We start from the raw sequence: 26969 nt of genomic DNA on the forward strand, positions 1-26969 counted from the left end.
CCGTTACTGGCGATTAAGGTCTGGTTCTGATCATTGCCCTGCCAGGTTCTGCTCATTCGTACGGCTGCTGGAGGCCGAGATGACCGTGCCGACGTTCCCGCCGGGATTCCTCTGGGGAGCCTCCGCCTCCGCCTTCCAGACCGAAGGAGCAGCCGATACCGACGGCAAGGGCCCATCGGGCTGGGACGCCTTCGCCGCCCAGCCGGGACGGATCAAGGACGGCACCGACACCACCCGCGGCACCGGCTTCCACGAGCACTACCGCGAGGACGTCGCCCTGCTGGCCGGCCTCGGCGCCGACGCCTTCCGCTTCTCCGTCAGCTGGCCGCGCGTGGTGCCGGGCGGAAGCGGACCCGTCAACCCGGCCGGGCTCGACTTCTACGACCGGCTCGTCGACGAGCTCTGCGCCCACGGCATCGCCCCGGCCCCCACCCTTTACCACTGGGACACCCCGCTGCCGCTCGACGAGGCGGGCGGCTGGCTCAACCGGGACACCGCCTACCGTTTCGCCGAGTACGCGGGGATCGTCGCCGAGCGGCTCGCCGACCGCGTACCCATGTGGATCACGATCAACGAACCCGCCGAAGTCACCATGCTCGGCTACGCACTCGGCGAGCACGCCCCCGGGCGCACCCTCCTCTTCGACGCCCTGCCCGCCGCCCACCACCAGCTCCTCGCCCACGGGCTCGGCGTCCGCGCGCTCCGGGCCGCGGGTGCCACCAACATCGGCATCGCCGTCTCGCACACTCCCGTCTGGACCGCGGGCGAATCCGAAGAGGACCGTCTCGGCGCCGAGTTGTACGACACCATCACCAACTGGATGTTCGCCGATCCGATCCTCGCCGGGCGCTACCCCGACGAGAACGTCGCGGCGCTGATGCCGGGATCCGTCGAGGACGACCTCCGGACGATCTCCACGCCGCTCGACTGGTACGGGGTCAATTACTACAACCCCACCCTCGTCGGCGCCCCCAGGGCGGAGGCCCTCGACACCTTCTCCGGATTCGAGATGCCCGCCGAACTCCCCTTCGGCATACGGGAGATCGAGGGGTACGAGACGACCGACTTCGGCTGGCCCGTCGTCCCCGACGGACTGCGCGAGACCCTCGTCCAGCTGCGTGACCGCTACGGCGACCGGCTTCCACCGCTCTACATCACCGAGAACGGCTGCGCCGTCGACGAGGCCGTCACCGACACCCGCCGGATCGCCTTCATCGAGGGGCACCTGGGCGCGCTGCACACCGCGATCGGCCAAGGCGTCGACGTCCGGGGGTACTTCACCTGGTCGCTGACCGACAACATCGAGTGGATCGAGGGGACCAGCAAGCGCTTCGGACTCGTCCACATCGACTACGAGACGCTGCGCCGGACGCCCAAGCAGTCGTACGCCTGGTACCGCGACGTCATCCGCAGCCAGAAGGCGGCCGGCACCGCGGACTCAGCCGACTGACCGGATCAGCCGACCGATCGGATCCGCCACACCAGCACTCCGCCCACCGCCGTCACCGCGGTGGACGCCAGATACAGCCCCGCATAGCCCCCCGCGTACGCCACGATCGGCGCGGCCAGCGCCGGACCGAGAACCTGGGGCGCGGAGTTGGCGATGTTGATGACTCCCAGGTCCTTCGCCCGGTCCTCGGCCGCCGGCAGGACCTGGGTGATCAGCGCCTGGTCGACCGCCACATAGATCCCGTAGCCCAGCCCGAGCAGCACGGCCGCGCCCATCGCCACCGGCCAGGTGTGCCAGAACGTCAGCAGCAGCGACCCGGCCGCCATCACCATCGAACACGCACTGACCATCATCTTCCGCTTGCCCAGCCGGTCCGAGACGATCCCGCCCGCCACCGCCGTCACCACCACACCGCCGGTGTACAGCAGCGTCAGGTACAGCACACCCAGGTCCGGGTCCGGGTAGTGCACCGCGTCCTTCAGGAAATACAGCAGATAGAGGGTGCCGATCGCATTGCCCAGCTGGACCAGGAACCGGGTCAGCCACGCCCAGCCGAAGTCCGGATGCAGCCGCGGACTCACAAGAAAGTCCTTCAGCCGTACCGCGGCCATCGGAGCTCCCGCCGGACCCGGATCCCGGGTCAGCAGGACGAACGGAAGCGTGCACAGCACCACCAGCCCCGCCAGCAGCAGATATCCGGCGCCGATCCCGGTCACCACCACCGACACCAGGAGCACCCCGAGAACCAGCCCCAGCGTCTGCGGTATCCCGATGTACCCCGACACCGCCGCCCGCTGCCGCACCGGCACCTGGTCCGGCACCACCGCGTTCGTGCCCGCCAGCATCGCGTTCAGCCCCAGCTGCGCCAGACACCAGCCGAGTGCCACCCCGACCACCGTCGTCTGCGCCGCCGTCACCACCAGACCGGCCGCGCCGACCAGCGCACCACCCAGGATCCACGGGCGGCGGCGGCCGAACCGCCCGCCCGTCCGGTCGGACAGCGCACCCGCGAGCGGGTTGGCGACCACGGCGACCAGCGCCCCGACGCCGGTCGCCCAGCCGAGCGCGACCTCCTTGCCGGACGAGGTCAGATCGTCGATCTGCTCGGCGAGCAGCACCTGGATCGGGGTGAGGAAGGCCATGTACAGGCCCAGGTTGGCCAGCACCAGACCACTGATCCAGCCGCCGCCCACCCGGGTCCGCGGTTCCGTGCGGGTGTCGTCCACGGTCATCGGCCGCTCGCCATCAGCTCGGTGATACCCGCAGGGCCTTTCCTTCGGATCAGGCCCGGGGGTGCCCGGATCTTACGAACGACCCCCTCAATGATCAATACTTCGCGCCATGGTTGCTTCATGGTGGTCCCAGGCCCAGCTGGGGATCTTTGTGCACTGGACACCCGCGTCCGTACCGGGCTGGGCCCCGCCGTACGTTCCCGCCGACGAGCTGCCCCTGGCCGCCCGCCGGACGCCACTCGGCTGGACCTCGTACGCCGAGTGGTACGAGAACGCGCTCCGCTTCCCCGGCAGCCCCGTCTCCGCCCACCACCGGGCGACCTACGGCACCCGGCCGTACACCGACTTCGGCAACGACTTCAACGACGGTCTGGACGGCTGGGACCCCGCGGCCTGGGCCCGCAGTTTCCGTGCTGCCGGCGCCCGCTACGCCGTCCTCGTCACCAAGCACCACGACGGGTTCTGCCTGTGGCCCTCCGAGGTCCGCAACCCGCACCGCACCGGCTGGCACACCACCCGAGACGTCGTCGGCGAGTTCGCCGAAGCGGTCCGGGCCGAAGGGCTGCGGTTCGGCGTCTACTACTCCGGCGGGCTCGACTGGACCTTCGACGACCGGCCCATCGGAACCGGCGCGGACACCGTCTCCGCCGTGCCGCGCGGCGACTACCCCGCGTACGCCGACGCGCAGATGCGCGAACTGATACGCCGCTACCGGCCCGACATCCTGTGGAACGACATCGCCTGGCCCGGCTCGCGCACCGACGTCCAGCGGCTCATCGAGTACTTCCGCTTCACCGTCCCGCACGGCGTCGTCAACGACCGGTTGTTCCCCTACGCGCCGATGTGGCGCGCCCTCGCCCTGCCCGGCGCCAAGGCCCTGTACGACCGGTGGGAGCGCCGCACGATCGCGCAGGGCGAGGGGTTCGTGCCGCGCAAGCCCCCGTACTACGACTTCCGCACCCCGGAGTTCGCCCGCTACACCGGCCCGGACCCGTACGAGATCACCCGGGGCATCGACCACAGCTTCGGCTACAACCGGAACTCCTCGCCCGACGCCTTCCTCAGCCGTCCCGCGCTGACCTCACTGGTCACGGAGACCGCGGCCGCGGGCGGCAACCTGCTGCTCAATGTGGGGCCGTGCGGCGAGGACGCGACCATCCCCGCCGAGCAGCAGCTCCGCCTGGACTGGCTGGCGGAGCTCACCCCGAACCTCACACCAGATGGATGCGTTCCTGAGTGACCGGATGGCCGGCCCGGGCGAACGCGGCCGCCATCGGCGCATTGCCCTGATCGGTGGCGCCCGCGATGAACTCGGCACCCTCGGCGGCCAGGAAGTGCGTGCACTCGACGAGCAGGTCGTACCCGTAGCCGTGGCCCCGCTGCTCGGGTACGACCCCGATGAAGCCGATGCACGGACCGCCCGGGTTACGGGCGGGCACATGGAGTCCGGCCACCTCGCCCTCGGGCGTGTACGCCAGCTGCCACCAGGAGCGCGGCGAAGGGCACCAGTGGAAGAAGTCGAGCTCCTCCTGCGCCGCCTGCTCCAGTCCGCCGGGCCCCTCGATGGCCCGGCGGGCGTGCGCGTCCAGCGTGACGGAGTGGACCCGGCGCAGCACGTCGAGGATCACCGCGTCGTCCGGCTCCGGCCGGAAGGTGAGCCGGCCGGGCCGCTCGGGCAGTCCGCACTCCGGCGTCCACAGGTACCGGTACCGCTCGACCAGCGGCTTCATCCCGGCCGCGCGGGCGGCGGCGATCCTGGCCTCGGCGGCGGCCGCGACGTCGGGCCGGTCCCGCCAGCCGGCGGGCATGATCAGCTCGTACTCGGCGTACAGCGGCGACTGCCGCAGCAGTTCGGTGCCCGCCTCGTCCTCGCCGTCGGCGAAGTCGAACCAGTTGAGCGTCACGGGTGCGGTGTCCGCGGGCCCCGACCACCAGGCGGCCCTGGCCACCACGACACCGTCGCGCTCGGCGATCCAGGTCCACTCGGGGCGGTACTCACCACCCTCGCGCACAGTGGCATAGCTGTGCCCGAAGGCGGCGCGGCCGACGAGACCGGGTTCGGGCAGGGTGCGGAAAAGGTGTGCGTCGCTCTCGGTGAGCGCGCGAATGACCAGATCGGTCATGGAAGAGTCCTCCGGAAGAAGCGATGCGCTCCCGGTCAGACCGAAACCGAAACCGCCCGGCGAACGGGACGGGAGCGCGGGAATGAAGTGGTACACGTACGCACTGTTCTCGCCTCCTTCCTCGGCCTTCGGGCGGGTAGCCACCGTAACCGGCCCTGCGGTGGCCCGTCCACCGGATTACGACCTGGTGCACGAGAGGGACTGGATCAGGTCGTCAGTCCCAGACCATGTTGAACGCGCGCTCGAAATTGACGTACCCCAGGCGCGCGAACGACTTCGCCATCGGCACATTGCCGAGGTCCGTCGCCGCCCGGATCCGCTCCACCCCGTCCTGCGCGGCGAGCACCCGGGTGCCCTCGGTGAGCAGGTCGTCGATGTAGCCGTGACCGCGCTGCGCGGGCAGCACGCCGATGTACGCGATGATCGGGTTGTAGCTGTTGCGGGCCGGGATCACGAACCCGACCGGCTCGCCGCCCGGGAGTTCGGCGATGCGCCACCACTCGCGCGGGGTGCTGTACGCGCCGAGCTCCTCGTCGTAATGCTTCTCCGCCGCCTCGCGGGCGGACAGCCCTGACGCCAGGTCCTCCTGGCCGTGCGCGTCGAGCGTGCCCTCCATCACCGGAGCCATCAGCGCGAGGAGATCCTCGCGCCCGGTCACCGGGCGGAACCGCAGTCGGCCGCTGTCGGCGGGCACCGGTGTACCGGCCCGCCACTCCAGGCGCAGCCGCTCGACGAGCATGCGCGCACCGGTGCGCTCCATCACCCGGATCCGTGCCTCGACGAGATCGCGGGCCACCGGGTCCTTGCGCCAGTCCGGCGGTACGAAACGGCCGTACTCGGGACGCGGGACCCCGGCGGGAAGGACGGCCGCCGCTGCCGCCCGCAGCAATTGCAGACCCGTCTCGGTGCGCTCGGGCTCGGGCAGTGTGTCGTCGAGGTCGAAGAAGTCGAGCGCGAGGGGTATGTCGCCGCCGTGGCTCCACCAGGCGACGCGCGCGACCACCCGGTCTCCGCGCAGCGCCACCCACATCCACTCGGGGCGGCGGCGGCACGTCGCGAGGTCGTCGGCCAGTTCGTGGTCGAGGACGTACGACAGACGGCAGAAGAGGGCCAGTTCGTCCGGCCCGGTGAGCGGACGGACAGTCAGGGCCGGGGGTACAGCGGTCACAGAGTCTCCTTGAGGCGCGGTCCGCCGTGCGGTGAGCACCGCACGGCCCGCGGCGGCAGACAGTAACAACGTTCTCCGGACACCACCGCGAATATTCGGCCGGTCCGTTCCGCGCTGGTCAGGCGGGCGGCAGGCGGGGTTGTTCTGGACACTCGGGGGCGGTCGCCCCGACAATCGACCTTGTGACGTCGTCCTTCGAGTTCCACACGTATCCCGCGCGGGTTTCCGATGCCCAGCGCGACCGTGTTCTCGGTGTGCTCAGAGAAGGCGCCGCGCAGGGCAGGCTCTCCCACGACACGTTCGTACGGCGCATGGAACTGGCCCTGGCCGCCCGCCGGCCGGAGGAGCTGGCGGCACTCACCGCCGACCTGCGGAGCGAAGGCCGCTGGACGCGGGGGCTGTTCCGGGTGGTCGGTGAGGTGTCCGGGTTCCCGGCCCGGGTACGCAGGGCCTGGCAGGCCGAGCGGCTGCCGAAACTGCTGCTGCCCGCCCCGAGCCCGTACCCCGTGTTCATCGGCCGCGATCCGGCGAACGGGCTGCGGCTCACCCATGAGACCGTCTCGCGCAAGCATGCCGAACTCACCGTGCAGGGCGGCCGCTGGATCCTTCGTGACCTCGGCTCGACCAACGGCACGTGTGTGAACGGGCAGCGGGTGACCGGTGCGGTGTCGGTGCGCGACGGGGACCAGGTGAGCTTCGGCCGGATCACCTTCCGGCTGTCCGCGCCCGCACTCAAGCCGCCCGGGGCGCCGGGGCTGCCCGGGAGTCCGGCCTGAGCGTGGGCGTGGTTCACACCCGATGCTCTCCCGGCCGGAGCTGACGGGGCCGCGGCGGCGTTCGCGGAGCTGCTGCGGGCGACGGGCACCCTCACCCGAACGGCGGTGTCTCCGCTGCGCCGAGCTCTGCGTCGTGGTCCCCTTGGTTCATCCGCGCCACACAGCGGCGCACCGAACCCGGGGGCAAGGATGCAGGCCGACGCGCCCGACGGCATACCCCCGCCCATCTCCGCGCCGGACCGCGGTCGCCGCGTCGCCCGGACCGCGCGTCCCGGCCGGACCGACAGGACCGCTCGGCCCGGCACCGGCCCCAGCCTGCTCGCGCCCGGCGCCGCGCACGATCCGTACCGGCTCTACCGTGTGCTGCGCGAGGAGTACCCGCTCAGCTACGACGCCCCCCTCGGCGCCTGGCTGCTCAGCAGGCACGCCGACGTGTCGACCGCCCTCACGGACCCACGGTTCACCGGCTTCCCGCACGACGGCGCGCCCCGCGGTGGCCCCGCGCCGCGCGGGCTCTGCCACGGCAGCAGGCGCTGCATGCCCCGGCCGCAGGACATCGCGCGGTCGGCGGCGGCCGCGCCCCGTCACCTCTCCGAGCGCGTCGAACGGACCGCCTACGTCCTCGCGCGCCGCATCGCGGGGCGGCAACAGGCCGATCTGGTCGAGGAGTTCTGTCGCTGGCTGCCCGTGGGCGCCGCCGTCCCCGGCGCCTTCGCGGATCCGGCGCAGCCGCCCGGTCCCCCCATCACCCCCTGCACCAGCCGGACCGGCCTCCGTGAGACGGCGCTCGCCTCCTTCCTCGCCAATCTGCTGGACGACCCCGATCTCCTGGCCGCCCTGCGCATCGAACCCACCCTCGCCCACCGCGCCTGGACCGAGTCGCTGCGCCGCGACCCGCCCGTGCAGGTCGTGCTGCGCCGCACCGTCGCCGAGGTGCGGGTCAGCGGCGGCACACTCCCCGCCGGGGCGCCCGTCGCCTGTCTGATCGGCGCGGCGGGCCGCGACCCCGAGCGGTACGCCGCCCCCGATCTCTTCGACCCCTTCCGGACCGACCAGGACCGGTCCACCGGGGGACCGGAGTCCTGTCCGGCCGTCCTGCTCGGGCGGCTGGAGGCCGAACTGGGGGTGCGTGCCCTGCTCGACGCCATGCCCCGGCTCCGCTGGGCGGACGGATTCCGTCCGTCCAGTACCGGACTGCTCACCCGCGGCCCGCGGACCCTCCTCGTACGACCCGGCTGAGTGCCGGGCTTCGGTACCGGGACTGCTCAGCCCCCGGGTTCAACGACAGGCGCGGAGCAGCGCCACCGGTCGTTCGGCGAACAAGTCGGCCACCGCGACCGGACCGCCCGGGAACTCCCGCCCCGGCGTGAGCAGATCCTCCCAGGGACCGTCGCCCGGCAGCGCCAGCGTCGTCCCGCGCCAGCCGCCCGCCCCGGCCAGCCGCAGCGACAGCCTGGTCACCGCCGTGACGACCTCGCCGGAGCGGCAGAAGGCCAGACAGTGCGCGGCCGCCGGGCCCTGCGCGGTCAGCGGGGTGTACGTCCCCGACTCGCCGAAGAGCTCCGGCCGATTCCGCCGCATCCGCAGGGCCGCCACCGTGAGCGCCGCCTTCTCGCTGACGGGACCCTTCTCGGGCGGGCGGCGGAACGGCTGCCGGTTGTCCGGGTCGACCAGTGCCACGTACTCCTGCTCCGTCCCCTGGTACAGGTCCGGTACCCCCGGCATGGTCAGCTGCAGCAGGGCCGCGCCGAGCGCGTTGGCCCGGGTGAAGGGTTCCAGGGAGTCCGCGAACCGCTGCAACACCTCCCGTGCCGGCCCGGTGCCGGCGGCGGGACCGGCCGCGACGAAGTCCGACACCGCCCGCTCGTACACCGGATCGGGCTCCGTCCAGCTGGTGAACAGCCCCGCTTCCCGTACGGCTTTCAACAGCGCGGGCTCCAGACGGCCCGCCAGCTCATCGGCGGGCAGCCCCGCGCAGCCGAACGCCGTCTGCCAGGCCTGCCAGGCCAGCTGCGGATCGGGCGCGACCGGCGTCGGGGCCGTCCGCGCCAGCTCCGTCAGCAGCTCCGACCACTGCTGCGGACACTCCGACAGGACCGCGATCCGGGCCCGCACATCCGCGCTGCGCTTGGTGTCGTGCGTGGTCAGCGCGGTGCCGGTGGCGGGCCAGTCGCGCGCCAGCCGGGTGCAGAAGGCGTGGAACTCCTCCGGAGCCACCGTCGGGCACCCGGGATCACCGCCCACCTCGGTCGCCGAGATCAGCGGCACGTACCGGTAGAAGGCCGTGTCCTCGACCGACTTGGCCCGCAGCGCCGACGCGGTCTGCGCGAACCGGGCGCAGAAGGCCGCCCGGTCCGGCCCGTCACCGAGCCGCCCCAGCGCCAGGTCCCGCACCACATCGACGGCCGTTGCCTCCTCCGGCACGGAGAACAACGCCCTGGCGTCCCGTACGGCCGTGTCCGGCAGCGCCGCCTCCGCCGCCTCGCTGCAGGGCCCGCCCGCCGTGACGTACGGGCGGTAGACCGGGACGCGGACGAGCAGTTCCTCAATGGCGGTGCGCAGCGCCCACGGGGCGTGGTCGCGCAGTGCGGGGTCCTCGGCGCAGATGCGTACGGCGAGACGGGTCAGCAGCGCGGTCTCCGCGGCCAGTTCATGCGTCACCACCCGGTACGCGGCCCGGCGGACCGTCGTCGACCAGTAGCCGCCGCGGTCCCCGGCCGGGCCGGTGAACTCCCGGTACCGGCCGAGCAGCTCGGTGGCGCCCGTCGGATCGGTGAACAGCCCGTCGATCCGGTGCAGCGCGTCGTACCCCGTCGTCCCCGCGACGGCCCAGCCCGCGGGGAGCGGCTCGGTACCGGTGAGGATCTTCTCCACGACCGTCCACCGCCCGCCGGTCGCCTCATCGAGCCGGTCCAGATAGCCGGCAGGGTCGGCGAGCCCGTCGGGATGGTCGATGCGCAGTCCGTCGACGACACCGTCCCGGACCAGTTCGAGGATCTTGCCGTGGGTGGCCGCGAACACCTCGGGGTCCTCCACCCGGACCCCGATGAGGTCCGAGATGGTGAAGAACCGCCGGTAGTTCTGCTCGGTGCGGGCCAGCCGCCACCAGCCGAGCCGGTAGTGCTGGGCGTCCAGCAGCTTCGGCAGCGGAAGACCGGCGGTGCCGGCCCGGAGCGGGAACTCCTGCTCGCCGTGGCGCAGCACCTCCCCGTCCACCTGGAACCGTTCCATCTCGTCGCCGATCCGCCGGGCGAGCACCGGCAGCAGCACCCGCCCGTCGCCCGCCGCCCAGTCGATGTCGAACCAGCGGGCATACGGCGATTCCGGGCCCTCGCGGAGGACCTCCCACAGGGCCCGGTTGTGGCGCGGGACGGCGGCCATGTGGTTCGGCACGATGTCCAGCACCAGCCCGAGTCCGTGCTCACGCGCCGTGGCCGCCAGTTGCCGCAGCCCCTCCTCACCACCGAGCTCGGCCCGGACACGGCTGTGGTCGACCACGTCGTAGCCGTGTCTGGAGCCGGGCACGGCTTCGAGGACCGGCGACAGGTGCAGATGGGAGACGCCGAGCGCGGCGAGATACGGCACCGCGTGTCCGGCGGCCGAGAACGGGAAGTCCGGCTGGAGCTGCAGCCGGTACGTGGCGGTGGGCGTCATGCGAACGTACGTACCCAGCCCGGAGCCGACTGTGACACTGCATCCGGCCGATCCATCCGGACGAGGGGTCGCCTCCCCGGGCGCGCTGCCCGGACGACTACGCCGGTCGCTGCAGCACCGCCATGCTCCGCCCCACCAGCTTCACCCGGTCGCCCGCGGACACCTTCGGACCCGCTCCCGGTTGCACCCCCTCCGGGCGGGCCGTGTCGACCACCACCGACCACTGCCGGCCATGGTTCACCGGAACGGCGAATTCCAGCGTGTCGGCGCTCGCATTGAACATCAGCAGGAACGAGTCGTCGGAGATCCGCTCGCCCCGCGGGCCCGGCTCCGAGATGGCGTGCCCGTTCAGGAAGACCGACAGTGCCTTGGCGTGCGCCGCCTGCCAGTCCCGCTGTGTCATCTCACTGCCCTCGGGCGTGAACCAGGCGATGTCCGTCAGCTCGTCGTGCGTGCCCTCCACCGGCCGCCCGTGGAAGAACCGGCGGCGCCGGAAGACCGGGTGGTCGCGGCGGAGCCAGACCATCGCCCGGGTGAATTCCAGCAGGCTGCTGCGGGACTCCCGGTCGTCCCCCTCGTCGTCCCCCGTACCGGCTTTGCGAGGCTCCGGCCAGTGCACCCACGACAGCTCGCTGTCCTGGCAGTACGCGTTGTTGTTGCCCCGCTGCGTCCGCGCGAACTCGTCGCCGTGACTCAGCATCGGCACCCCCTGGGACAGCATCAGCGTGGCGACGAAGTTCCGCATCTGCCGCTCGCGCAGCTCCACCACCTCCGGCTGGTCCGTCTCGCCCTCCGCGCCGCAGTTCCACGACCGGTTGTGGCTCTCGCCGTCCTGGTTGTCCTCGCCGTTCGCGTCGTTGTGCTTCTCGTTGTACGAGACCAGGTCGTGCAGCGTGAAGCCGTCGTGGCAGGTGGCGAAGTTGATCGAGGCGAGCGGACGCCTGCCGTCGTCCTGGTACAGGTCCGAGGATCCCGTCAGGCGCCCCGCGAACTCGGCGAGGGTCCGCGGTTCGCCCCGCCACAGGTCCCGGACCGTGTCCCGGTACTTGCCGTTCCACTCGGTCCACAGGGGCGGGAAGTTGCCCACCTGATAGCCGCCCTCGCCCACGTCCCACGGCTCGGCGATCAGTTTCACCTGGCTGACCACCGGGTCCTGCTGCACCAGGTCGAAGAAGGACGACAGCCGGTCCACCTCGTGGAACTGCCGGGCCAGGGTGGCCGCGAGATCGAAGCGGAAGCCGTCCACATGCATCTCGGTCACCCAGTACCGCAGCGAGTCCATGATCAGCTGCAGCACGTGCGGGGACCTCATCAGCAGCGAGTTCCCGGTCCCCGTGGTGTCCATGTAGTACTGCTGATCATCTGCGAGGCGGTAGTACGAGGCGTTGTCGAGCCCCCGGAACGACAGTGTCGGTCCCAGGTGGTTGCCCTCCGCGGTGTGGTTGTAGACCACGTCGAGGATGACCTCGACGCCCGCCTGGTGCAGGGCCCGTACGGCCTGCTTGAACTCGCTCACCTGCTCTCCGCGGTCGCCGCGGGAGGCGTACGCGTTGTGCGGGGCGAAGAAACCGATGGTGTTGTAGCCCCAGTAGTTGGCGAGTCCCGCGTCCACCAGCCGGTGGTCCTGGACGAACTGGTGCACCGGCATCAGCTCGATCGCCGTGACCCCGAGCTCCGTCAGATGCGCGATGACCTCCGGATGCGCCAGCGCCGCGTACGTACCGCGCAGTTCCTTCGGCAGCCCCGGATGGAGCATCGTCAGCCCCTTCACATGGGCCTCGTAGATCACCGTGCGGTGGTAGTCCGTACGGGGGCGCCGGTCGTCGCCCCAGTCGAAGTACGGGTTGACCACCACCGAGCTCATGGTGTGCGGCGCCGAGTCCAGATCGTTGCGCGCGTCGGGCCGGCCCCACGGATAGCCGTACACCGCCTCGCCCCACCGGATCTGCCCGGAGACCGCCCGCGCGTACGGGTCGAGGAGCAGTTTCGCCGAGTTGCAGCGGGCCCCGCGCTGCGGCTCGTACGGCCCGTGCACCCGGAATCCGTACCGCTGACCGGGCATCACCCCGGGCAGATAGGCATGGCGGACGAAGGCATCGGTCTCCCTCAGCTCCACCGCCGTCTCGGAACCGTCGTCGTGCAGCAGGCACAACTCGATTCGGTTGGCGGCCTCGGAGAAGACCGCGAAGTTGGTGCCGACGCCGTCGTACGTGGCGCCGAGGGGATACGCCTGTCCCGGCCAGACCTGCATAGATATGACTCTTCCATTTCTGATCCGGGTGCTGGGGCACTTGGGGCCGACCCGGCCAGATCTTCCCCGAAAGAGTGCCCCGCACCCAGTGCCGTGATCGGCAGCGTCTGCCCCTGAGGAGCGTCGTCCGGTGCGTGCGATCGCAAGGCGGCCGGCGTCCTTGTAGCGGAGCCACCAGGGCTTTTTGCCAACACGGCGAGCGTGCGTGCCGGACGGCGCGACGGGGCAGAGCTTGCCGGGAGGGGCGCCGGCACGTCGCACGGTCCGGTCGGCCACGTCCGCCGGACCGGTCAACATCGGGCCTCTCCGTGTCGCCCGGAACCGGAATCCGAGAACCTGTCCGGGGCACACGTCCGGAATGCGGCCCCGACGGGGTGCTCAATCGCTATGAATCAGCTCACTACGGCAGATCTCGCCGCAGGGAACGCGCCTGACACCTCGGGGAGTTGAGAAAGGAGCCTGTCCATCCTGCTGCACCGGCTCCCGCTCCCGGAGTACCCTTCCTTGATCGTTGGTGGGGGAGCGGAAGGCGGTGCGCGGTTGAGCTCGGGAGGGTTCGAGCTGCCCCCGGGTGACCCAGGTCACGAGGGGGAATCCGTCGACGCCCCGCCCGGGGCGGTATCGCTTGCGCAGCCCATGGAGATCGGCGCCGAGCTGGGCTGGGGTGCGGACGCCTGGAGCGAGGTCCGGACCCGGGCCCAGCGGGCCGGACGCGCCTATATTTGGCTGAATCTCGTGGAACAGCGGCTGCGGTCCGTGGTCGCCGCGGTACTGCGGCCGATCTACGAGCCGGTGCACGGCGAGGACTGGGTGGTGGCCGCCGCGGGACCCGCCGGACAGGAATGGGTGCAGCGCGCCGTCGCCGTGCGCGAGGTCTCCCGCCGCAAGGGCTATCTGCTCGATCCGGCCGACGACAACGTTCTCAGCTTCCTCACGCTCCCGCAGCTGCGGGAGCTGATGATCCAGCACTGGCCCTGCTTCGAGCCGTACTTCGACGACCGGCGCGATGTCGAACTGGCACTCGACGAACTTGAGGTCGCCCGCAATGTCGTCTCCCGCAACCGTGCGCTGAACGAGGCGGTCCTCGCCCAGGCCGAGCGCGCCTCGGCGCGTCTCCTGGAGATCCTGGGCAGCGGCGCCGCGGTGCCGTCCGCGGACCGGCTGCCGGTCGACGCCGTCGAGGAACTGGTCGGCGACCGGTACGCGGATGTGGTCTCCGTCCACTCCGACCGGGTCCGGCTGCAGCGCCAGCTGCCCGCCGAGGACCTGTTCGGCGGTTCGCGCCGCCTCGACGCGATCGGCATCGGCCTCAATCTGCTGGTGCAGAACTTCTCCGGCCGCCGGCTGGTCCGGCTCGCCGAATCGGGCTGCCGGATCCGGCTGCTGTTCATCAACCCGGCGAGCAGCGCGGTCAAGCGGCGTGAGCGGGAACTCGGGCTCAAGAAGGGCGAGCTGAGCCGGTCGGTGGAGATGAACATCCTCCACATGCGCCGGGTCCGCTCCAAACTCCGTGATCCGGGCGCGTTCGAGATCCACGTCTTCGACGAGACGCCGCGCTTCACGGCCTATCTGGTGGACGGCGACGGGGCGGACGCGGTGGGCGTCGTCCAGCCCTATCTGCGGCGCGCACGCGGCATGGAGGCGCCTGTGCTGGTGCTGCGAGGCGGGGGCCGGGCGGTGGTCCGGGCGGGGCAGGACAACGAGCACGGGCTCTTCGAGACGTACCGCGAGGAGTTCGAGTCCGTGTGGACGGACTCCCGGCCCGTCTCCTGAGCCCCTCGCCCCGCCCGCCGTACGCGTCACCTGTCGTACGCGTTGTCAGTGGTGCATGGCAGGGTGGTCATCACCTGGGGGAGAGCACCACGAAGGAGGTACGGGATGAGCTGGCACCGGGAGGCGCTGGTCGGCTTCGACCTGGAGACGACGGGCACGGAGCCGCTGGAGGCCCGGATCGTGACGGCCGCGGTCGTCGGCGTCGGAGGCAGGGACGGGGAGCCGGTGCGGCAGCGCACCTGGCTGGCGGATCCGGGGATCCGGATTCCCGCACAGGCCTCGGCGATCCATGGCATCAGCAGCGAGCGGGCAGCGGCGGAGGGCCGGCCGGTGCGCGAGGTGGCGGACGAGATCGCCGAGACGCTCACGGACTACTGGCGCCAGGGGGTGCCGGTCGTCGCGTACAACGCCGCCTTCGATCTGACGCTGCTGACGGCGGAGTTGCGCCGGCACGGGCTGCCGTCCCTGAGCGACCGGCTCGGCGGTGCCGGGATCGGTCCGGTCGTCGACCCGTACACGATCGACCGGGCGGTCGACCGCTACCGCAAGGGCAAGCGGACGCTGGAGGCGGTCTGCGTCGAATACGGGGTGGTGCACGGCGGTGCGCATGACGCGGGCGCGGACGCGCTGGCGGCGGTACGGGTGGCGTATGCGATAGCCGCACGCCACGGCTCGGTCGCCGCCCTGACGGCGGGCGAACTCCACGAGCGTCAGATCACGTGGTACGCGGACTGGGCAGCCGAGTTCCAGTCCTTCCTGCGCCGCAAGGGCACCGCGGACGCGGTGATCGACCCCCACTGGCCCGTACGCGAACCGGCCCAGGTCACCACCTGAACGCATGCCTCGGGGCCAGGGCGAGCGCGCCCGCACCGATCAAGCCCGTCCGCACACGGAAACCCGTCCGTACACCCGAGCCCGTCCGGCGTCCGAGGCCGGACCGGTCACCGGGTGACCGGGACCGATGCGAGCCCGTCACCCACCCGACCCCTCCAAGGGCCACGGCGGGGTCCGCTGCCGGCTCGATGCGGGACAACTCGCGTTCTGCAGGTGGTGCTGGATGCTTGGCCCCCCGGCCTGTGATTGCCCACCGCCCGCGCCGCGACCCCGACCGCGCCCCCAAGGCGCTGACCAAGCTGTTCGAGGAGGGGGAACCCGAGACCATGCACGCCCACGGCTGGTCCCTAACTGCGCGAAGCGCCCGTCCCTCCGGTGGTGCCGGTGGGACGGGCGCTTGCGTAGGCCGGCTCAGCCCTGGAGCTTCATGCCCTCGGGTGAGGTGAGGCCCTTGTCGGGGTGGGCACGGAACGTCGCCGTCCAGACGACGGGCGGACACGACGTGCCGTTGGGGTGCTGCTCCGTCAGCCTGGCCCGGGTGCTGTCTTCGACGACCGTGTCGCCGCTCTTCGCGGACGTCACGGTGAGCCGCACCGGCACGGTGGACGCACCGATGTCGTCGGGGAGCCGGACCGACAGCGACGCGAACGGGTCGTCGGGACTGCCCGACGTCCGCTCCTCGCAGGTGCCGTCCACGCACAGCCGGATCCTCGCCGCGTCCCGGCCGCCGAAGTCGGCGGGCCGCCACACGGCGGAGACCTGCGAGTCCGCGTCGGCCTTGGTGCACGGTGTGTCCTGACCGAGGAGCGAGCATCCGGTCAGGGCCGCCGCCAGCAGCGGTGTGAGAAGGGCTCGGCGCATGTCAGTACCACGCTACCGTTCCGGGGAAGGCGCTGTTGGCCAGCCCGATGTCGGTGAAGTACAGCCAGCAGGGGTCGAGGAGCCCACCGCTGTTGTCGCTTCCGCCGCCACCGCCGCCGGACAGGATGCCCTTGGCGTACGCCTGTCCGCTGCTGTCGACGGTGTACACCGGGGCGCCGGAGTCGCCCTTGATGGTGCAGGATCCGGACGTCTTCTTGGCGACGACCATGTTCTTGGCGGTGGTTCCGCCGGAGTAGTGGATGGTCGCCTGGGTCGCGGTCACCTTCCATCCGCACAACTCGCCGGTCATCATTCCGCCCGTGCAGACCTTGTCGCCGCTCTGCGCCCAGCGCCGCCAGTATCCGTGGACGAGCCGTGACGAGCTGGACGTCTTGCCGCCCTTGTAGATCCGGGGCGTCGCGGCGCTGTCGCTGTTGACGCGGTAGAGCGAAAGGTCACCCGAGTAGTAGCTCTGGCCGGAGAGCTTCACGGAGCCGTACCCGTTCTTCCAGTTGTCCCGGACGACGGGGCCGATGTAGTCGCTCTCGCTGGGGTTCGTGATGGCCCCGTTGCCGCTGGTGCAATGACCCGCGGTCACCATGTACCACTTGCCGCTGTACCGCCAGGAGAATCCCGCCGTGCACCAGCTCGCCGAGCTGGTGGTCAGCCACGACTTGATGCGCGACCCGCCGTAGTAGGGCGAGGTGTCGTTCTGGCGGTTCGCCTGGGGTTCCATCATGTCGGCGCCGGGCGTGAGGCTCACGGCGACGGTGTCGGTGCCGTACCGCTCGCCCAGGGCAGTGACCAGTGCCGAGGCGGCCGTCTCGGTCTCCACGACGACACGGTTCTCCGCCGCGTCCACGAACGCGATGCGCAGTCCGCTCACGCCGGGCAGTTCCGCCTCCGACAGCTGGAGGACCTCGTCACGCACGGACTCCAGCGCGGTGACGCTGTGCTCCACCACCTCGGCGCGCGGGGCGACTTGCTCGGTGACGGTCGGCCCGTCAGGCGCGGGAGTGGTCTCCGTGGTGTCCTCGGGCATCTCGAACGACTCCTCGCCGGTGGTCTCCACGGACCCGTCGGCGGGCGGCGTCGGAGTCTCCGCCTCGGTGGACGTGGCGTCGGGCTTGGTGCCCTCCTCCGTGTCCTCGGCGGGCAGACCGCTGCCCTCGTCCGCGGGGGCCTGCGTCACCTGGATCGGGGCGGACGCCTCGTCGGCGGAGGCCGATTCGACGACCGGCGCGACCAGTTCGCCCGTCGTCGGGTCGATGTAGGGCGGGGCGAAGGCGTCGGGGTCCTCGGCCGCGCGGGCCGCGGCCTGCTCCAGGGCGTAGGCATGGGCGGGCCCGGACTCCTGCATGTCGTCGCCCAGGCCGCCGTCGATGACCTCGACGCGGTCGACGACCACCGAGACGGGTTCGGCCGCCGGCGGGGCGTATGCGCCGCCGAAGCGGGCGCCGATCTGCAGGCTGCCGCTGCCGGACAGGGACGAGGTGTCCCACAGCAGCTTCGGCGCCGAGCCGCCGGTGAGCGGCACCGGCCAGGTCACGGCCGAGCCGTCGGCACGGGTGACCTGGGAGGCCGGGACGATCTGCCACGGGTCGGCGGCCGAGGCCCGCTGGAGGAAGGTGACGTCCGTCAGCGAGGCCGGGGCGCTGACCGCGAGGTCGACCGAGCCGATGAGCACTTCGCCGTTGGCGGGCGCGGTCACGGCCGCCCGTCCGACGTGGAAGGCGCGCTTGGTCTCGGCCGAGACGTTGCCGGCCCGGTCGGTCGCGGTGACGGTGAGCTGGTGGCTGCCCTCCGTCGCCGGGGTGATCGGTAGCTCGACGGGACCGCCGGTGGTGGTGACGGTCTGCGCGGCGCCGCCGTCGACCTTGTACGTCAGGCTCCTGGTGTCGGCGCCGTCGGGTGTCAGCGTGAACGTCCCCGTCACCTGCGCGCCGCCGGCCCAGGCGTCCGACGGGTAGGCCGCGGAGGTCACGGCCGGCGCGCCGGGCGCGGTGGTGTCGACGGTGAAGCGGTAGTGCGAGGTCGCCCAGCCCGTGCCGTTGCCGTCGATGCCGCGTACGTGGAGGTACCAGGTGCCCTCCGTGCGGGTCGTGGTGTACGAGGTGCCGGTCGTCTCGGCCGTGCTGTCGGGCACGGTGTCGGCGGTGTCGTCGACGACGATGCTGTACCCGGCGGAGGCGCCGGACGGCGCGGTCCAGGTGGCGCTGAAGGAGCCGCTCCTGTACGCGCCCGTCTGGTCCGGGTGGGTGGACGAGCTGATCAGGGGGCTCGGCGGCAGCGTCATGTCGACCTTGAACGGCAGATGCGCGGCGGTGGACGACCAGTTGCCGGCCGGTCCTTGGCCCGTACGTGCAGGTACCAGGTGCCGTCGAGGAGTTCGACCACGACGCCGTTCTGCAGCCCCGCCCGGGCAAGCCGTCGGTTCCCTGACGCATGCTCAGGCTTGGGCATGCCGAAGCGGGTTGATACAGCCTGCCCGGTCCGCGCTGCGACGCAGTCCGGGCAACGCAGCAGGCGTCCCTCCGTACTGGCCCTGCGGCTCTTCCTGCTCCCGGGCCGGCAGGGCCCGACGCCACTCCTCCTGCCGCACACGACAGAGTCCGGCAACCCGTTCCCGGGCCGCCGCGTTCAGGAACGCATCACTGTCGGCCTTGAGGACCCCAACGAGATTTTGCTGACCGACCACTTCGGCCATTACCGACAGCAGACTCCTCACCGCCAGGCGCGAGCGGGCGTGCCGGGCGGTGCGACGGGGCAAAGCCTGCCGGGAGGGGCACTAGGGCGTGTGTCGGAAGTCCCGCCTGCCCGGCGACGCCCGGCACGCACGCTCGCTGCGTTGTCGGGCTCGCCCGAGTACGTCCAGTACGAGGACGACCCTCCGCCTTGCGATCGCACGCACCGGACGCCGCCGGGCCCGCCCTGCGGGCGGACGGCGGGACTTCCGACACACGCCCTAGAACGGATACCACCGCACCTCGGGGGCCTCGTCGCGCAAGGACGCGACCCTGCGTCGGAACTCCGCCAGCGCCGCCGGATTCCCCGGCGCATGCTGTGCGACCCACGCGCAACTCGCCGTTTCCCGGGCCCCCCGCAACACCGCACAGCCGTCCCACTCACGGACGTCCCACCCGTAGGCCTCCGTGAACCCGTCGTACGCCTCCGCCGCCAGCCCGTACCGGTCCCGGGACAGAGCCAGGACCACCAGATCGTGCTCGCGCAGATCCGTGGAGAACGTCTCCAGGTCCACCAGCACCGGCCCGTCCGGACCGACATGGACATTGCGCGGCAGCGCGTCTCCGTGGATCGGCCCCGGCACCAGATGCGGTACCAGTGCCGCAGCCGCCGCCGCGAATCCGTCCCGCCGTTCCCGCAGATACTGTGCGTCGGCCGGATCGATCGCGTCGCCCGCGAGCCGGAGCCACCGTTCCACCCCGCCGAGCAGCTCACGCCGCGGCAGCGTGAAGCCCTCCGGGGCGGGCAGTGCGTGGACCAGGGTGAGCAGCTGCGCCAGATCCCGCGGCTGGGCAGCACGTACCGCGTCGGGGAGCCGGTGCCAGACCGTCACCGGGTGCCCCTCGACCAGCCGCGCCTTCGGCTCGGCCGCCCGCACCGCGGGGACCGACGATCCGGCCAGCCACTCCGCGACGGCCACCTCGCGCTCGGCCCGGGCCAGCAGTTCCGGGTTCTGCACGGCGTTCCGGCCGACCTTGACCACCAGGTCTCCGACGGCGAACACCGCGTTCTCACCCAGCGCGAGCAGCTCCGCGCCGTCGGACAGTCCGGCAGCGGTCAGCACCTCGCGCGCACGCTTTTCGTTCATGGATCCAATTTTCGCATCTGTGCAGGCGGCCTTGACGAACCGACGACCCGTCAGCACCATGGCGGGGGCCACCTGAGCGGCCAGATCCGGGTGAAAACGATCCAATGACGCAAGGGGGTCGAATTCATGACGTTAGCGAATGCAACGATACAGTCCGGGCGGCATGGCCCGCCCGGGAGCCCGGAGTCCAGGCGCGGTGGAACAGCCCCGCGGATCAACCGGCACTCCGGCACGTGGTTCCTTGTACTGCCTGCCCTGATCCCGATCCTGGTCCTGAGCGTCGGCCCGCTGCTCTACGGCATCGCGTTGGCGTTCACCGACGCCCAGTCCGGCCGTACCCGTTCCACCCAGTGGGTCGGCGGGCTCAACTTCCAGGACCTGCTCCACGACGCCCTCTTCTGGGACTCGTTCCGGATCGGCCTCGTCTGGGCGGTCGGCGTCACCGTCCCACAGTTCGTCCTGGCCCTCGGCCTCGCCCTCCTGCTCAACCAGAACCTGCGGATGCGCTGGCTGGCGCGGGCCCTCGCGATCATCCCGTGGGCCATGCCCGAAGTGGTCGTCGGCATCATGTGGCGACTGGTCTACAACCCGGATGCGGGCGTCCTCAACGAGACCATCCGCGATCTCGGGCTCGGCGACGGCCGGGACTGGCTGACCGGACTCGCCACCGCGCTGCCCGCCGTGATCGTCGTCGGCATCTGGGCGGGCATGCCGCAGACCACCGTCGCCCTTCTGGCCGGGCTCCAGAACACCCCGCACGAACTCCACGAGGCGGCCGCCCTGGACGGCGCGGGTGCCTGGCGCAGGTTCCGTACCGTCACCTGGCCGGCTCTCAGGCCGGTCGCGCTCTCGATCACCGCGCTCAGTTTCATCTGGAACTTCAATTCCTTCGCCCTGGTCTACGTCCTGACCAACGGCGGTCCCGGTGGCCGGACCCGGCTGCCGATGCTCTTCGCGTACGAGGAAGCCTTCCGCTACGGCCAGTTCGGCTACGCCGCGGCGATGGGCTGTGTGATGGTCGCGGTGATCTCCGTGGTCCTCGCCGTCCACCTCGCGGGCCGGCTCAGGGGAGGGGATGACCAGTGAGTCTCCGGACCGGCAGATCCGCCCGCGCGGGACAGTACGTCGCGCTCCTGGGCTACCTCGTCTTCCTCGCGTTCCCGTTTCTCTGGCTGATCTCCACCGCCTTCAAGCCGGCGCGCGAACTGGGTTCCCTGCACCCCACCTGGATCCCGGAGCATCCGACCCTGGACAACTTCCGGCAGGCCTTCGACGAGCAGCCCCTGCTGCAGGCCGCCGCCAACTCGCTGGTCGCCGCGGTCTGCGCCGCTCTGATCGCCGTCGTCGTCGCCACGCCCATGGCCTATGTGATGGCCCGGCGGCGCACCGGGTTCACGGCGGCCGCCACCGGCTGGGTCGTCGTCAGCCAGGCGTTCCCCTTCGTCCTGCTGATCATTCCGCTCTTCCTGATCCTCAAGAATCTGCATCTGATCAACACTCTCTGGGGGCTGATCACGGTGTACGTCGTCTGGGCGCTGCCGTTCGCGCTGTGGATGCTGGTCGGGTACGTCCGCGCCGTACCGCCCGAACTCGAGGAGGCCGCCTCGGTCGACGGCGCCGGAAGACTGCGGACGCTCGTCTCGGTCACCGTCCCGCTGCTGGCCCCCGGCATCGTCGCCACCGCACTCTTCGCGTTCATCACCGCATGGAACGAGTTCTTCTTCGCGCTCGTCCTGCTCAAGACACCGGAGAAGCAGACCTTGCCGGTCGTACTCACCCACTTCCTCGGCGCGGAGGGCGCGGCCGAGCTCGGGCCGCTCGCCGCCGCCGCGTTTCTCGCCACCCTGCCCTCCTTGGTCCTCTTCGCGATCATCCAGCGCCGGATCACCGGGGGCATGCTCGCCGGGGCGGTGAAGAGCTGATGCGGGCACTCGTGCGTACCGCGGCCGCCGCGGCCACCGCACTCGCTCTGCTCCTCACCGGCTGCAGCGGTGCCGGCGGCGGAACGGACAACAGCGGGAAGATCAAGCTCCGCTTCCAGTCGCTGGCCTGGCAGAAGGAGTCCGTCGACGCCAACAAGCAGCTGGTCGAGGAGTGGAACCGGGCCCACCCCGACGTCCAGGTCGAGTACGTCCAGGGCAGCTGGGACAGCGTGCACGACCAGCTGCTCACCTCCTTCGAGGGCGACGAGGCGCCGGATGTCATCCATGACGCCTCCGACGATCTCGCCGACTTCGCGTACGGCGGCTATCTCGCCGACCTGCGCACACTGCTCCCCAGCCGGCTGGCCGCCGACATCCCGCAGCAGAGCTGGCAGACCGCAACGTTCGGCGACGGTGTCTACGGGGTGCCGTTCCTCCAGGAACCCCGGGTCCTGATCGCCAACACCAAGATCCTCAAGGCCTCCGGGGTCCGGATCCCGAGCCCCGAGAAGCCCTGGAGCTGGGACGAATTCCGGCAGGTCACCAAAGAACTGACAGGCAAGGGGGAAGGGAAGGCGGCGTACGGAGTCGCCTGGCCGCTCCGGGAACCGGTCTCCGTCACCCTCAACCTCGGGGTCTCCAGCGGCGGCCGGCTCTTCCACCGCGGCGACGACGGCAAGGTGACCATCCGTCTCGACGAGGGCGACGAGATCATGCCCGGCACCATCCGCGACCAGGTCAACACCGACCACAGCGCCGCCCGCACCACGCTCGGCATGGGAGGCTCCGACACCCTCCCGGGGCTGTTCGGCGGCAGGTACGCGATGGCCCCGCTGGGCTTCTCGTACCGTCAGCAGGTTGTCGAGCAGGCCCCGAAGGGCTTCGAGTGGACCGTGCTGCCCGCACCTGCGGGCAGCGACGGGCTCGCCCAGGGTGTGAGCCCGCAGACCCTTTCCGTCGCCGAGGCAAGCCCGCACAAGAAGGCGGCCGTGGAGTTCATCGACTTCCTGCTGCGCCCGGAGAACATGGTGCGCCTGGCGCAGGGGGACTGGATGCTCCCGACCGGCACGGCGGCGCTCGCGGACCCGGCTCTGCACACGGCCGAGAACGGCTGGGCGACCGGCGCCGCACTCGCGAAGGGGCTGCGTCCGGCGCCCGCCCAGTCGGTGCGCGGCTACCCCGAGTGGAAGGACAAGGTCGCCACGCCCGCACTCCAGGAGTACTACAGCGGGGCGATCGGACGGGACGAACTGAGGAAACGTCTGGTCGACGACGGGAACCGGGTCCTGGCGCGCTATCAGCGCTGACAGGAAAAGAAATCCTGGCTGCACGAGACGTCTCGTCTCGTCTATGGTGTGGGTATGACGGATATCCGGCGTGCCCACATCGCCATGTTCTCCATCGCCGCCCACGGACACGTGAACCCGAGCCTCGAAGTCATCCGGGAACTCGTCGGCCGTGGGCACCGCGTCAGTTATGCCATCCCGCCGTCCTTCGCCGAGAAGGTCGCCGCCACCGGAGCCGAACCGGTGCTCTACACCTCGGTCCTGCCCACCTCACCGGAGGACTGGGGCACCGAGCCGATCGACCACCTGGAGCCGTTCCTCGACGACGCCGTCCAGGCGCTGCCCCAACTCGTCAAGGCCTTCGACGGGGACGAGCCGGACCTCGTCCTGCACGACATCACCTCCTACCCGGCCCGCGTCCTCGCCCACCGCTGGGGCGTGCCCGCGGTCTCCCTCTCGCCCAACCTGGTCGCCTGGGACGGATACGAGGAGGAGGTCGGCGAGCCGATGACCGCCGAACTGATGCGCAGTAAACGCGGGCGGGCGTACCGCAAGCGGTTCGCGGACTGGCTTGCGGAAAACGGCATCGACCAGCATCCCGATCCGTTCGTCGGCCGACCGCGCCGCTCGGTCGTCCTGATCCCCGAGGTGCTCCAGCCGAACGCGGACAGGGTGGACCGCGAGGTCCACACCTTCGTCGGTGCCTGCCTGGGCGACCGCGCCGACCAGGGGGAGTGGCAGCGGCCCGCGGATGCCGAGAAGGTGCTGCTGGTGTCGCTCGGCTCGGCCTTCACCCAGCAGCCCAGCTTCTACCGCGACTGCATCGAGGCGTTCGGTGACCTGCCCGGCTGGCATGTCGTGCTCCAGATCGGTGCGTTCGTCGACGTCGCCGAACTCGGGGACGTACCCGCGAATGTGGAGGTGCGCTCCTGGGTGCCGCAGCTCTCCGTGCTCAAGCAGGCGGACGCCTTCATCACCCACGCGGGTGCGGGCGGCAGTCAGGAGGGGCTCGCCACCGGCACCCCGATGGTCGCCGTCCCGCAGGCGGTCGATCAGTTCGGCAACGCCGACATGCTGCAGGCGCTGGGCGTCGCCCGTCATCTGCCGAGGGACGAGGTGACGCCGCAGGCGCTGCGCACCGCTGTGCTCGCTCTGGCCGGGGACCCGGCGGTGGCGGCGAAGGCGGCGGCGGTACGGGAACGGATGGCGGGGGAGGGCGGCACGCAGCGGGCAGCCGACCTCATCGAGGCCGAGCTGCCCGCCTGAGCAGGGATTACCGGGACTGCCCGGTGAGCGTGCTGTCCTGGGTCTCCCCCGTGGTCCCCACGGCACGGGAGGGAATCGCACCAGAGGTCCGGTCGTCGCGCACCCCGTCCGCGACGGCCGACTCGTCGTGTGTCAGGTCCGGCAGCCACCTCAGCCACCGCGGCAGGTACCAGTTGCGTTCGTCGAGCAGCGCCATGACGGCCGGCAGCAACACCCCGCGAATGATCGTCGCGTCGATCAACACCGCAGCGGCCAGGCCCACGCCCATCTGCTTCATGGACTGCATCGACAGCGTGCCGAAGATCGCGAACACCGCGACCATGATGACCGCCGCGCTGGTCACCACGCCTGCCGTTGTCACCACGCCATGGGCGATCGCGTCCCTGGTCGAACGGCCCTGCAGCCGGGCTTCGCGGATCCGGGACACCACGAACACGTGGTAGTCCATCGAGAGCCCGAAGAGGATCACGAACAGGAAGAGCGGCAGCCAGGAGATGATGGCCCCCACCCCTTCCGCACCGACCAGAGAGGCGCCCCAGCCGTGCTGGAAGACGGCGGTCAGGATGCCGTACGCGGCGCCCACCGACAGCAGGTTGAGCACGATGGACGTCACCGCGATCGTCAGTGAACGGAAGCAGAGCAGCATCAGAAGGAAGGCGAAGACGACGACGAAGGCGAATACCGGCACCACCGCGCCGACGATCTGGTCGTTGAAGTCCTTCGACCCCGCGACCTGACCGGTGATCGGCGCCTCGACGCCGTCGACCTTGCCGAGCGTGTCCGGGCGCACCTGGTCACGGAGCAGATCCAGGCTCTTGACGGCCCTGCTCTGATCGGATCCGCCGACCAGTGGTACGTCGATGACCGCGATGTTCTCCGCGTCGTGGGTCACCATGTCGACCGGGCCCTTGGAGGCGCCCGACGCGACGGCCTGCTCGCGGAAGTCGGCGAGCGCCTGACGTACCGGAGCGGCGTTGATGTCGTCGGCCTTCACCACGACCCGGGCCGGGTCGGCGCCGCCGGGGAATGCCGCGTTGAGCCGCTCGTACGTCCGCACGATCGGGAGCGAGCTGCCGAACTCCTGGTCCAGGGTGAGGTTCTGGGTGTGCATGCCGACGGCGGGCAGCGCAATCGCGGTGAGTGCGCCCGCCGCGATCACCAGCGCCGTCCAGGGGCGACGCAGCACCGAGTCGAGTACCGCACGCCACACCCGGCTCTCGCCGCTCGCGTCGCCCGGTCGCACGGCCGACGGGTGTGGGTGGTTGTCGCGAGCGGTCGACTTCCGCCGGGTGCCGGAGGACCGCTTGAGGCGGTTGAGGAACGGCACCCTCCCCTTCTCGACCCGCTCGCCGAGCAGCGAGAGCAGGGCGGGAAGGACCGTCACCGAGCCGACCATCGCGACCGCAACGACCATGAGCGAGGCGAGCCCCATCGCCTCGAACTCGGCGAGACCGGTGAAGAGCATGCCCGCCATCGCGACACAGACCGTCACACCGGAGACGATGATCGCGCGCCCGCTGGTTGCCGCAGCGATCATCAGGGCGGTCCGGGCGTCGCGACCCTTGGCCCGTTCCTCGCGCTCGCGCCGCAGATAGAAGAGGCAGTAGTCGACACCGACGGCCAGACCGACCAGCAGCATCACCGAGTTCGCCGTCTCGCTCATCGGCTGGAGATGGCTGACCACGCCCATCAGCCCCATCGTCGCGATGATCGCCGTGATGGCCAGAGCTACCGGCAGAAGTGCGGCGACGAGGGCCCCGAACGCGATCAGCAGAATGCCCAGGGCGACCGGTACGGCGGAGAGTTCGGCCCGCTGGAAGTCGTCGCCGAAGGCGTCTTCGAAGGTCTTGCCCATGCTGGCGCTGCCGATCTCCTCGATCACGAGACCGTCGTGCTCGCCCTGGACCTTGTCGACGGCCTTCAGCACCGGTTCGACGCGCGCGCTCGCCGTTTCGGGATCCCCCCGCATCTCGAACTGTACGAGCGCGCTGCGCCCGTCGGCCGAGATGGTCTTCGTCACGTACGGGGAGGTCACGGCGGTCACTTCACCGGTGGACTGGACCGCCTGCATCACAGCGTCGACGGCCGAGCGGAACTCCGGTGAAGTGGCCTTCACCGAGGGGCTGTCGGCCTGGATGAGCACCGTCTCGCCCGCCGGATCCTTCAGCCCGGCGTCCTCGGTGATCTGCACGGCCCGGCCCACCTCGCCGGACAGCTGATCGCTCTCCTTCACGTCGACGCGGCCTGTCGCCGAGCCGAGTCCCATCGCGAGAACGACGAACAGCACCCACACGGTCACCGCCGCCCATCGGTGCCGTGCGCTCCAGCCGCCGGCCCGGGCGGCGATGCCGCGTACGCGTGGCGCCCCCGTGCGCGCCGAATCCACTGTTCTCATGACGGACCTGCCCCCTCGTGACCGACATCGGCTCCCTGCCAGCGTCGCTGCTCCGAAGTTATGGGCGGAATCGAGTCGTCTCCTCATGCTCTCCGGTGAACCTGCGGGGTCTGTTCTCCACCTTGCGGGCCAGGTGGATCCCTGAG

Annotated in this window: 20 protein-coding genes; 10 read left to right on the plus strand and 10 right to left on the minus strand. The window is 71.0% G+C overall.

All coding sequences use genetic code 11. From position 1 onward, the window contains the following. Window positions 1–79: 79 nt before the first annotated feature. Window positions 80–1450: a GH1 family beta-glucosidase gene (locus tag ACFU8W_RS17200; protein ID WP_384037434.1), complete on the plus strand. Its 1371-nt coding sequence runs from the start codon at window positions 80–82 to the stop codon at window positions 1448–1450. A 5-nt stretch (window positions 1451–1455) separates the two neighbouring features. Here the strand turns inward: ACFU8W_RS17200 and ACFU8W_RS17205 are convergent, their stop codons facing one another. Next, window positions 1456–2682 (minus strand): MFS transporter, encoded by a 1227-nt coding sequence (locus tag ACFU8W_RS17205; RefSeq protein ID WP_384037438.1) that lies wholly within the window; start codon window positions 2680–2682, stop codon window positions 1456–1458. 109 nt (window positions 2683–2791) lie between these two features. Here ACFU8W_RS17205 and ACFU8W_RS17210 point away from each other — a divergent pair, with 109 nt between their 5' ends. Beyond that, complete coding sequence (locus tag ACFU8W_RS17210) at window positions 2792–3922, plus strand: alpha-L-fucosidase (RefSeq protein ID WP_384037441.1); 1131 nt, start codon at window positions 2792–2794, stop codon at window positions 3920–3922. Here ACFU8W_RS17210 and ACFU8W_RS17215 read toward each other — a convergent pair. Beyond that, window positions 3894–4805, minus strand: a complete 912-nt coding sequence (locus ACFU8W_RS17215) for a GNAT family N-acetyltransferase (RefSeq protein ID WP_384037443.1) — start codon at window positions 4803–4805, stop codon at window positions 3894–3896. The genes ACFU8W_RS17210 and ACFU8W_RS17215 overlap by 29 nt on opposite strands. Window positions 4806–5019: 214 nt before the next feature. Then, entirely contained in the window at window positions 5020–5973 is a 954-nt protein-coding gene (locus ACFU8W_RS17220; protein WP_384037445.1) for a GNAT family N-acetyltransferase, read from the minus strand. A 182-nt stretch (window positions 5974–6155) separates the two neighbouring features. Here ACFU8W_RS17220 and ACFU8W_RS17225 point away from each other — a divergent pair, with 182 nt between their 5' ends. Both ACFU8W_RS17225 and ACFU8W_RS17230 read left to right on the plus strand, forming a co-directional pair. Then, window positions 6156–6749, plus strand: coding sequence for a DUF1707 and FHA domain-containing protein (locus tag ACFU8W_RS17225; protein ID WP_384037448.1), 594 nt, complete (start codon window positions 6156–6158; stop codon window positions 6747–6749). Between the two features lie 189 nt (window positions 6750–6938). Continuing rightward, window positions 6939–7988 carry a cytochrome P450 gene (locus ACFU8W_RS17230; RefSeq protein ID WP_384037451.1) on the plus strand — a complete coding sequence of 350 codons (1050 nt, stop codon included), beginning with the start codon at window positions 6939–6941 and terminating at the stop codon, window positions 7986–7988. Between the two features lie 39 nt (window positions 7989–8027). Here ACFU8W_RS17230 and treY read toward each other — a convergent pair whose 3' ends face one another. Continuing rightward, entirely contained in the window at window positions 8028–10403 is a 2376-nt protein-coding gene (gene treY, locus ACFU8W_RS17235; RefSeq protein WP_384037453.1) for a malto-oligosyltrehalose synthase, read from the minus strand. Between the two features lie 97 nt (window positions 10404–10500). Next, complete coding sequence (glgX, locus tag ACFU8W_RS17240) at window positions 10501–12654, minus strand: glycogen debranching protein GlgX (RefSeq protein ID WP_384037456.1); 2154 nt, start codon at window positions 12652–12654, stop codon at window positions 10501–10503. A 540-nt stretch (window positions 12655–13194) separates the two neighbouring features. On the opposite strand from glgX, the gene ACFU8W_RS17245 reads away from it, so the two are divergent. Together ACFU8W_RS17245 and ACFU8W_RS17250 are read left to right on the plus strand one after the other, a co-directional pair. Next, complete coding sequence (locus ACFU8W_RS17245) at window positions 13195–14427, plus strand: SAV2148 family HEPN domain-containing protein (protein WP_345514030.1); 1233 nt, start codon at window positions 13195–13197, stop codon at window positions 14425–14427. 105 nt (window positions 14428–14532) lie between these two features. Then, the gene (locus ACFU8W_RS17250; RefSeq protein ID WP_345514028.1) at window positions 14533–15261 is read left to right on the plus strand and encodes a 3'-5' exonuclease; all 729 of its coding nucleotides are present in this window, start codon (window positions 14533–14535) and stop codon (window positions 15259–15261) included. Window positions 15262–15672: 411 nt separating this feature from the next. Here the strand turns inward: ACFU8W_RS17250 and ACFU8W_RS17255 are convergent, their stop codons facing one another. The 4 genes from ACFU8W_RS17255 to ACFU8W_RS17270 all read right to left on the minus strand — a co-directional run bounded on the left by ACFU8W_RS17255 (window position 15673) and on the right by ACFU8W_RS17270 (window position 19954). Then, on the minus strand, window positions 15673–16122 hold the full coding sequence (locus ACFU8W_RS17255; protein WP_384037460.1) for a hypothetical protein: 450 nt from the start codon (window positions 16120–16122) through the stop codon (window positions 15673–15675). A gap of 1 nt (window position 16123) precedes the next feature. After that, entirely contained in the window at window positions 16124–18418 is a 2295-nt protein-coding gene (locus ACFU8W_RS17260; RefSeq protein ID WP_384037464.1) for an Ig-like domain-containing protein, read from the minus strand. A 153-nt stretch (window positions 18419–18571) separates the two neighbouring features. Then, complete coding sequence (locus tag ACFU8W_RS17265; protein ID WP_384037467.1) at window positions 18572–18829, minus strand: hypothetical protein; 258 nt, start codon at window positions 18827–18829, stop codon at window positions 18572–18574. Window positions 18830–19087: 258 nt separating this feature from the next. Beyond that, on the minus strand, window positions 19088–19954 hold the full coding sequence (locus tag ACFU8W_RS17270) for a phosphotransferase enzyme family protein (RefSeq protein WP_384037470.1): 867 nt from the start codon (window positions 19952–19954) through the stop codon (window positions 19088–19090). 126 nt (window positions 19955–20080) lie between these two features. Between ACFU8W_RS17270 and ACFU8W_RS17275 the strand changes: the two genes are divergently transcribed. The 4 genes from ACFU8W_RS17275 to mgt are packed head-to-tail and all read left to right on the plus strand — an operon-like array spanning window position 20081 to window position 24428. Next, the gene (locus tag ACFU8W_RS17275) at window positions 20081–21040 is read left to right on the plus strand and encodes a carbohydrate ABC transporter permease (RefSeq protein WP_384037473.1); all 960 of its coding nucleotides are present in this window, start codon (window positions 20081–20083) and stop codon (window positions 21038–21040) included. Further along, on the plus strand, window positions 21037–21876 hold the full coding sequence (locus ACFU8W_RS17280) for a carbohydrate ABC transporter permease (protein WP_384037475.1): 840 nt from the start codon (window positions 21037–21039) through the stop codon (window positions 21874–21876). The genes ACFU8W_RS17275 and ACFU8W_RS17280 overlap by 4 nt, the downstream gene beginning before the upstream one ends. Then, on the plus strand, window positions 21876–23183 hold the full coding sequence (locus ACFU8W_RS17285; RefSeq protein ID WP_384037478.1) for an ABC transporter substrate-binding protein: 1308 nt from the start codon (window positions 21876–21878) through the stop codon (window positions 23181–23183). Before ACFU8W_RS17280 ends, ACFU8W_RS17285 begins: the two co-directional genes overlap by 1 nt. A 54-nt stretch (window positions 23184–23237) precedes the next feature. After that, on the plus strand, window positions 23238–24428 hold the full coding sequence (gene mgt / locus ACFU8W_RS17290) for a macrolide-inactivating glycosyltransferase (protein WP_384037481.1): 1191 nt from the start codon (window positions 23238–23240) through the stop codon (window positions 24426–24428). Window positions 24429–24435: 7 nt separating this feature from the next. On the opposite strand, the gene ACFU8W_RS17295 is transcribed toward mgt, so the two are convergent. Continuing rightward, a complete protein-coding gene (locus ACFU8W_RS17295) occupies window positions 24436–26823 on the minus strand; it encodes an MMPL family transporter (protein ID WP_384037484.1) in 2388 nt (795 codons plus the stop codon). Window positions 26824–26969: the final 146 nt, after the last annotated feature.

It is taken from the genome of Streptomyces sp. NPDC057565, assembly GCF_042801455.1.
Lineage (GTDB): Bacteria > Actinomycetota > Actinomycetes > Streptomycetales > Streptomycetaceae > Streptomyces > Streptomyces yanii.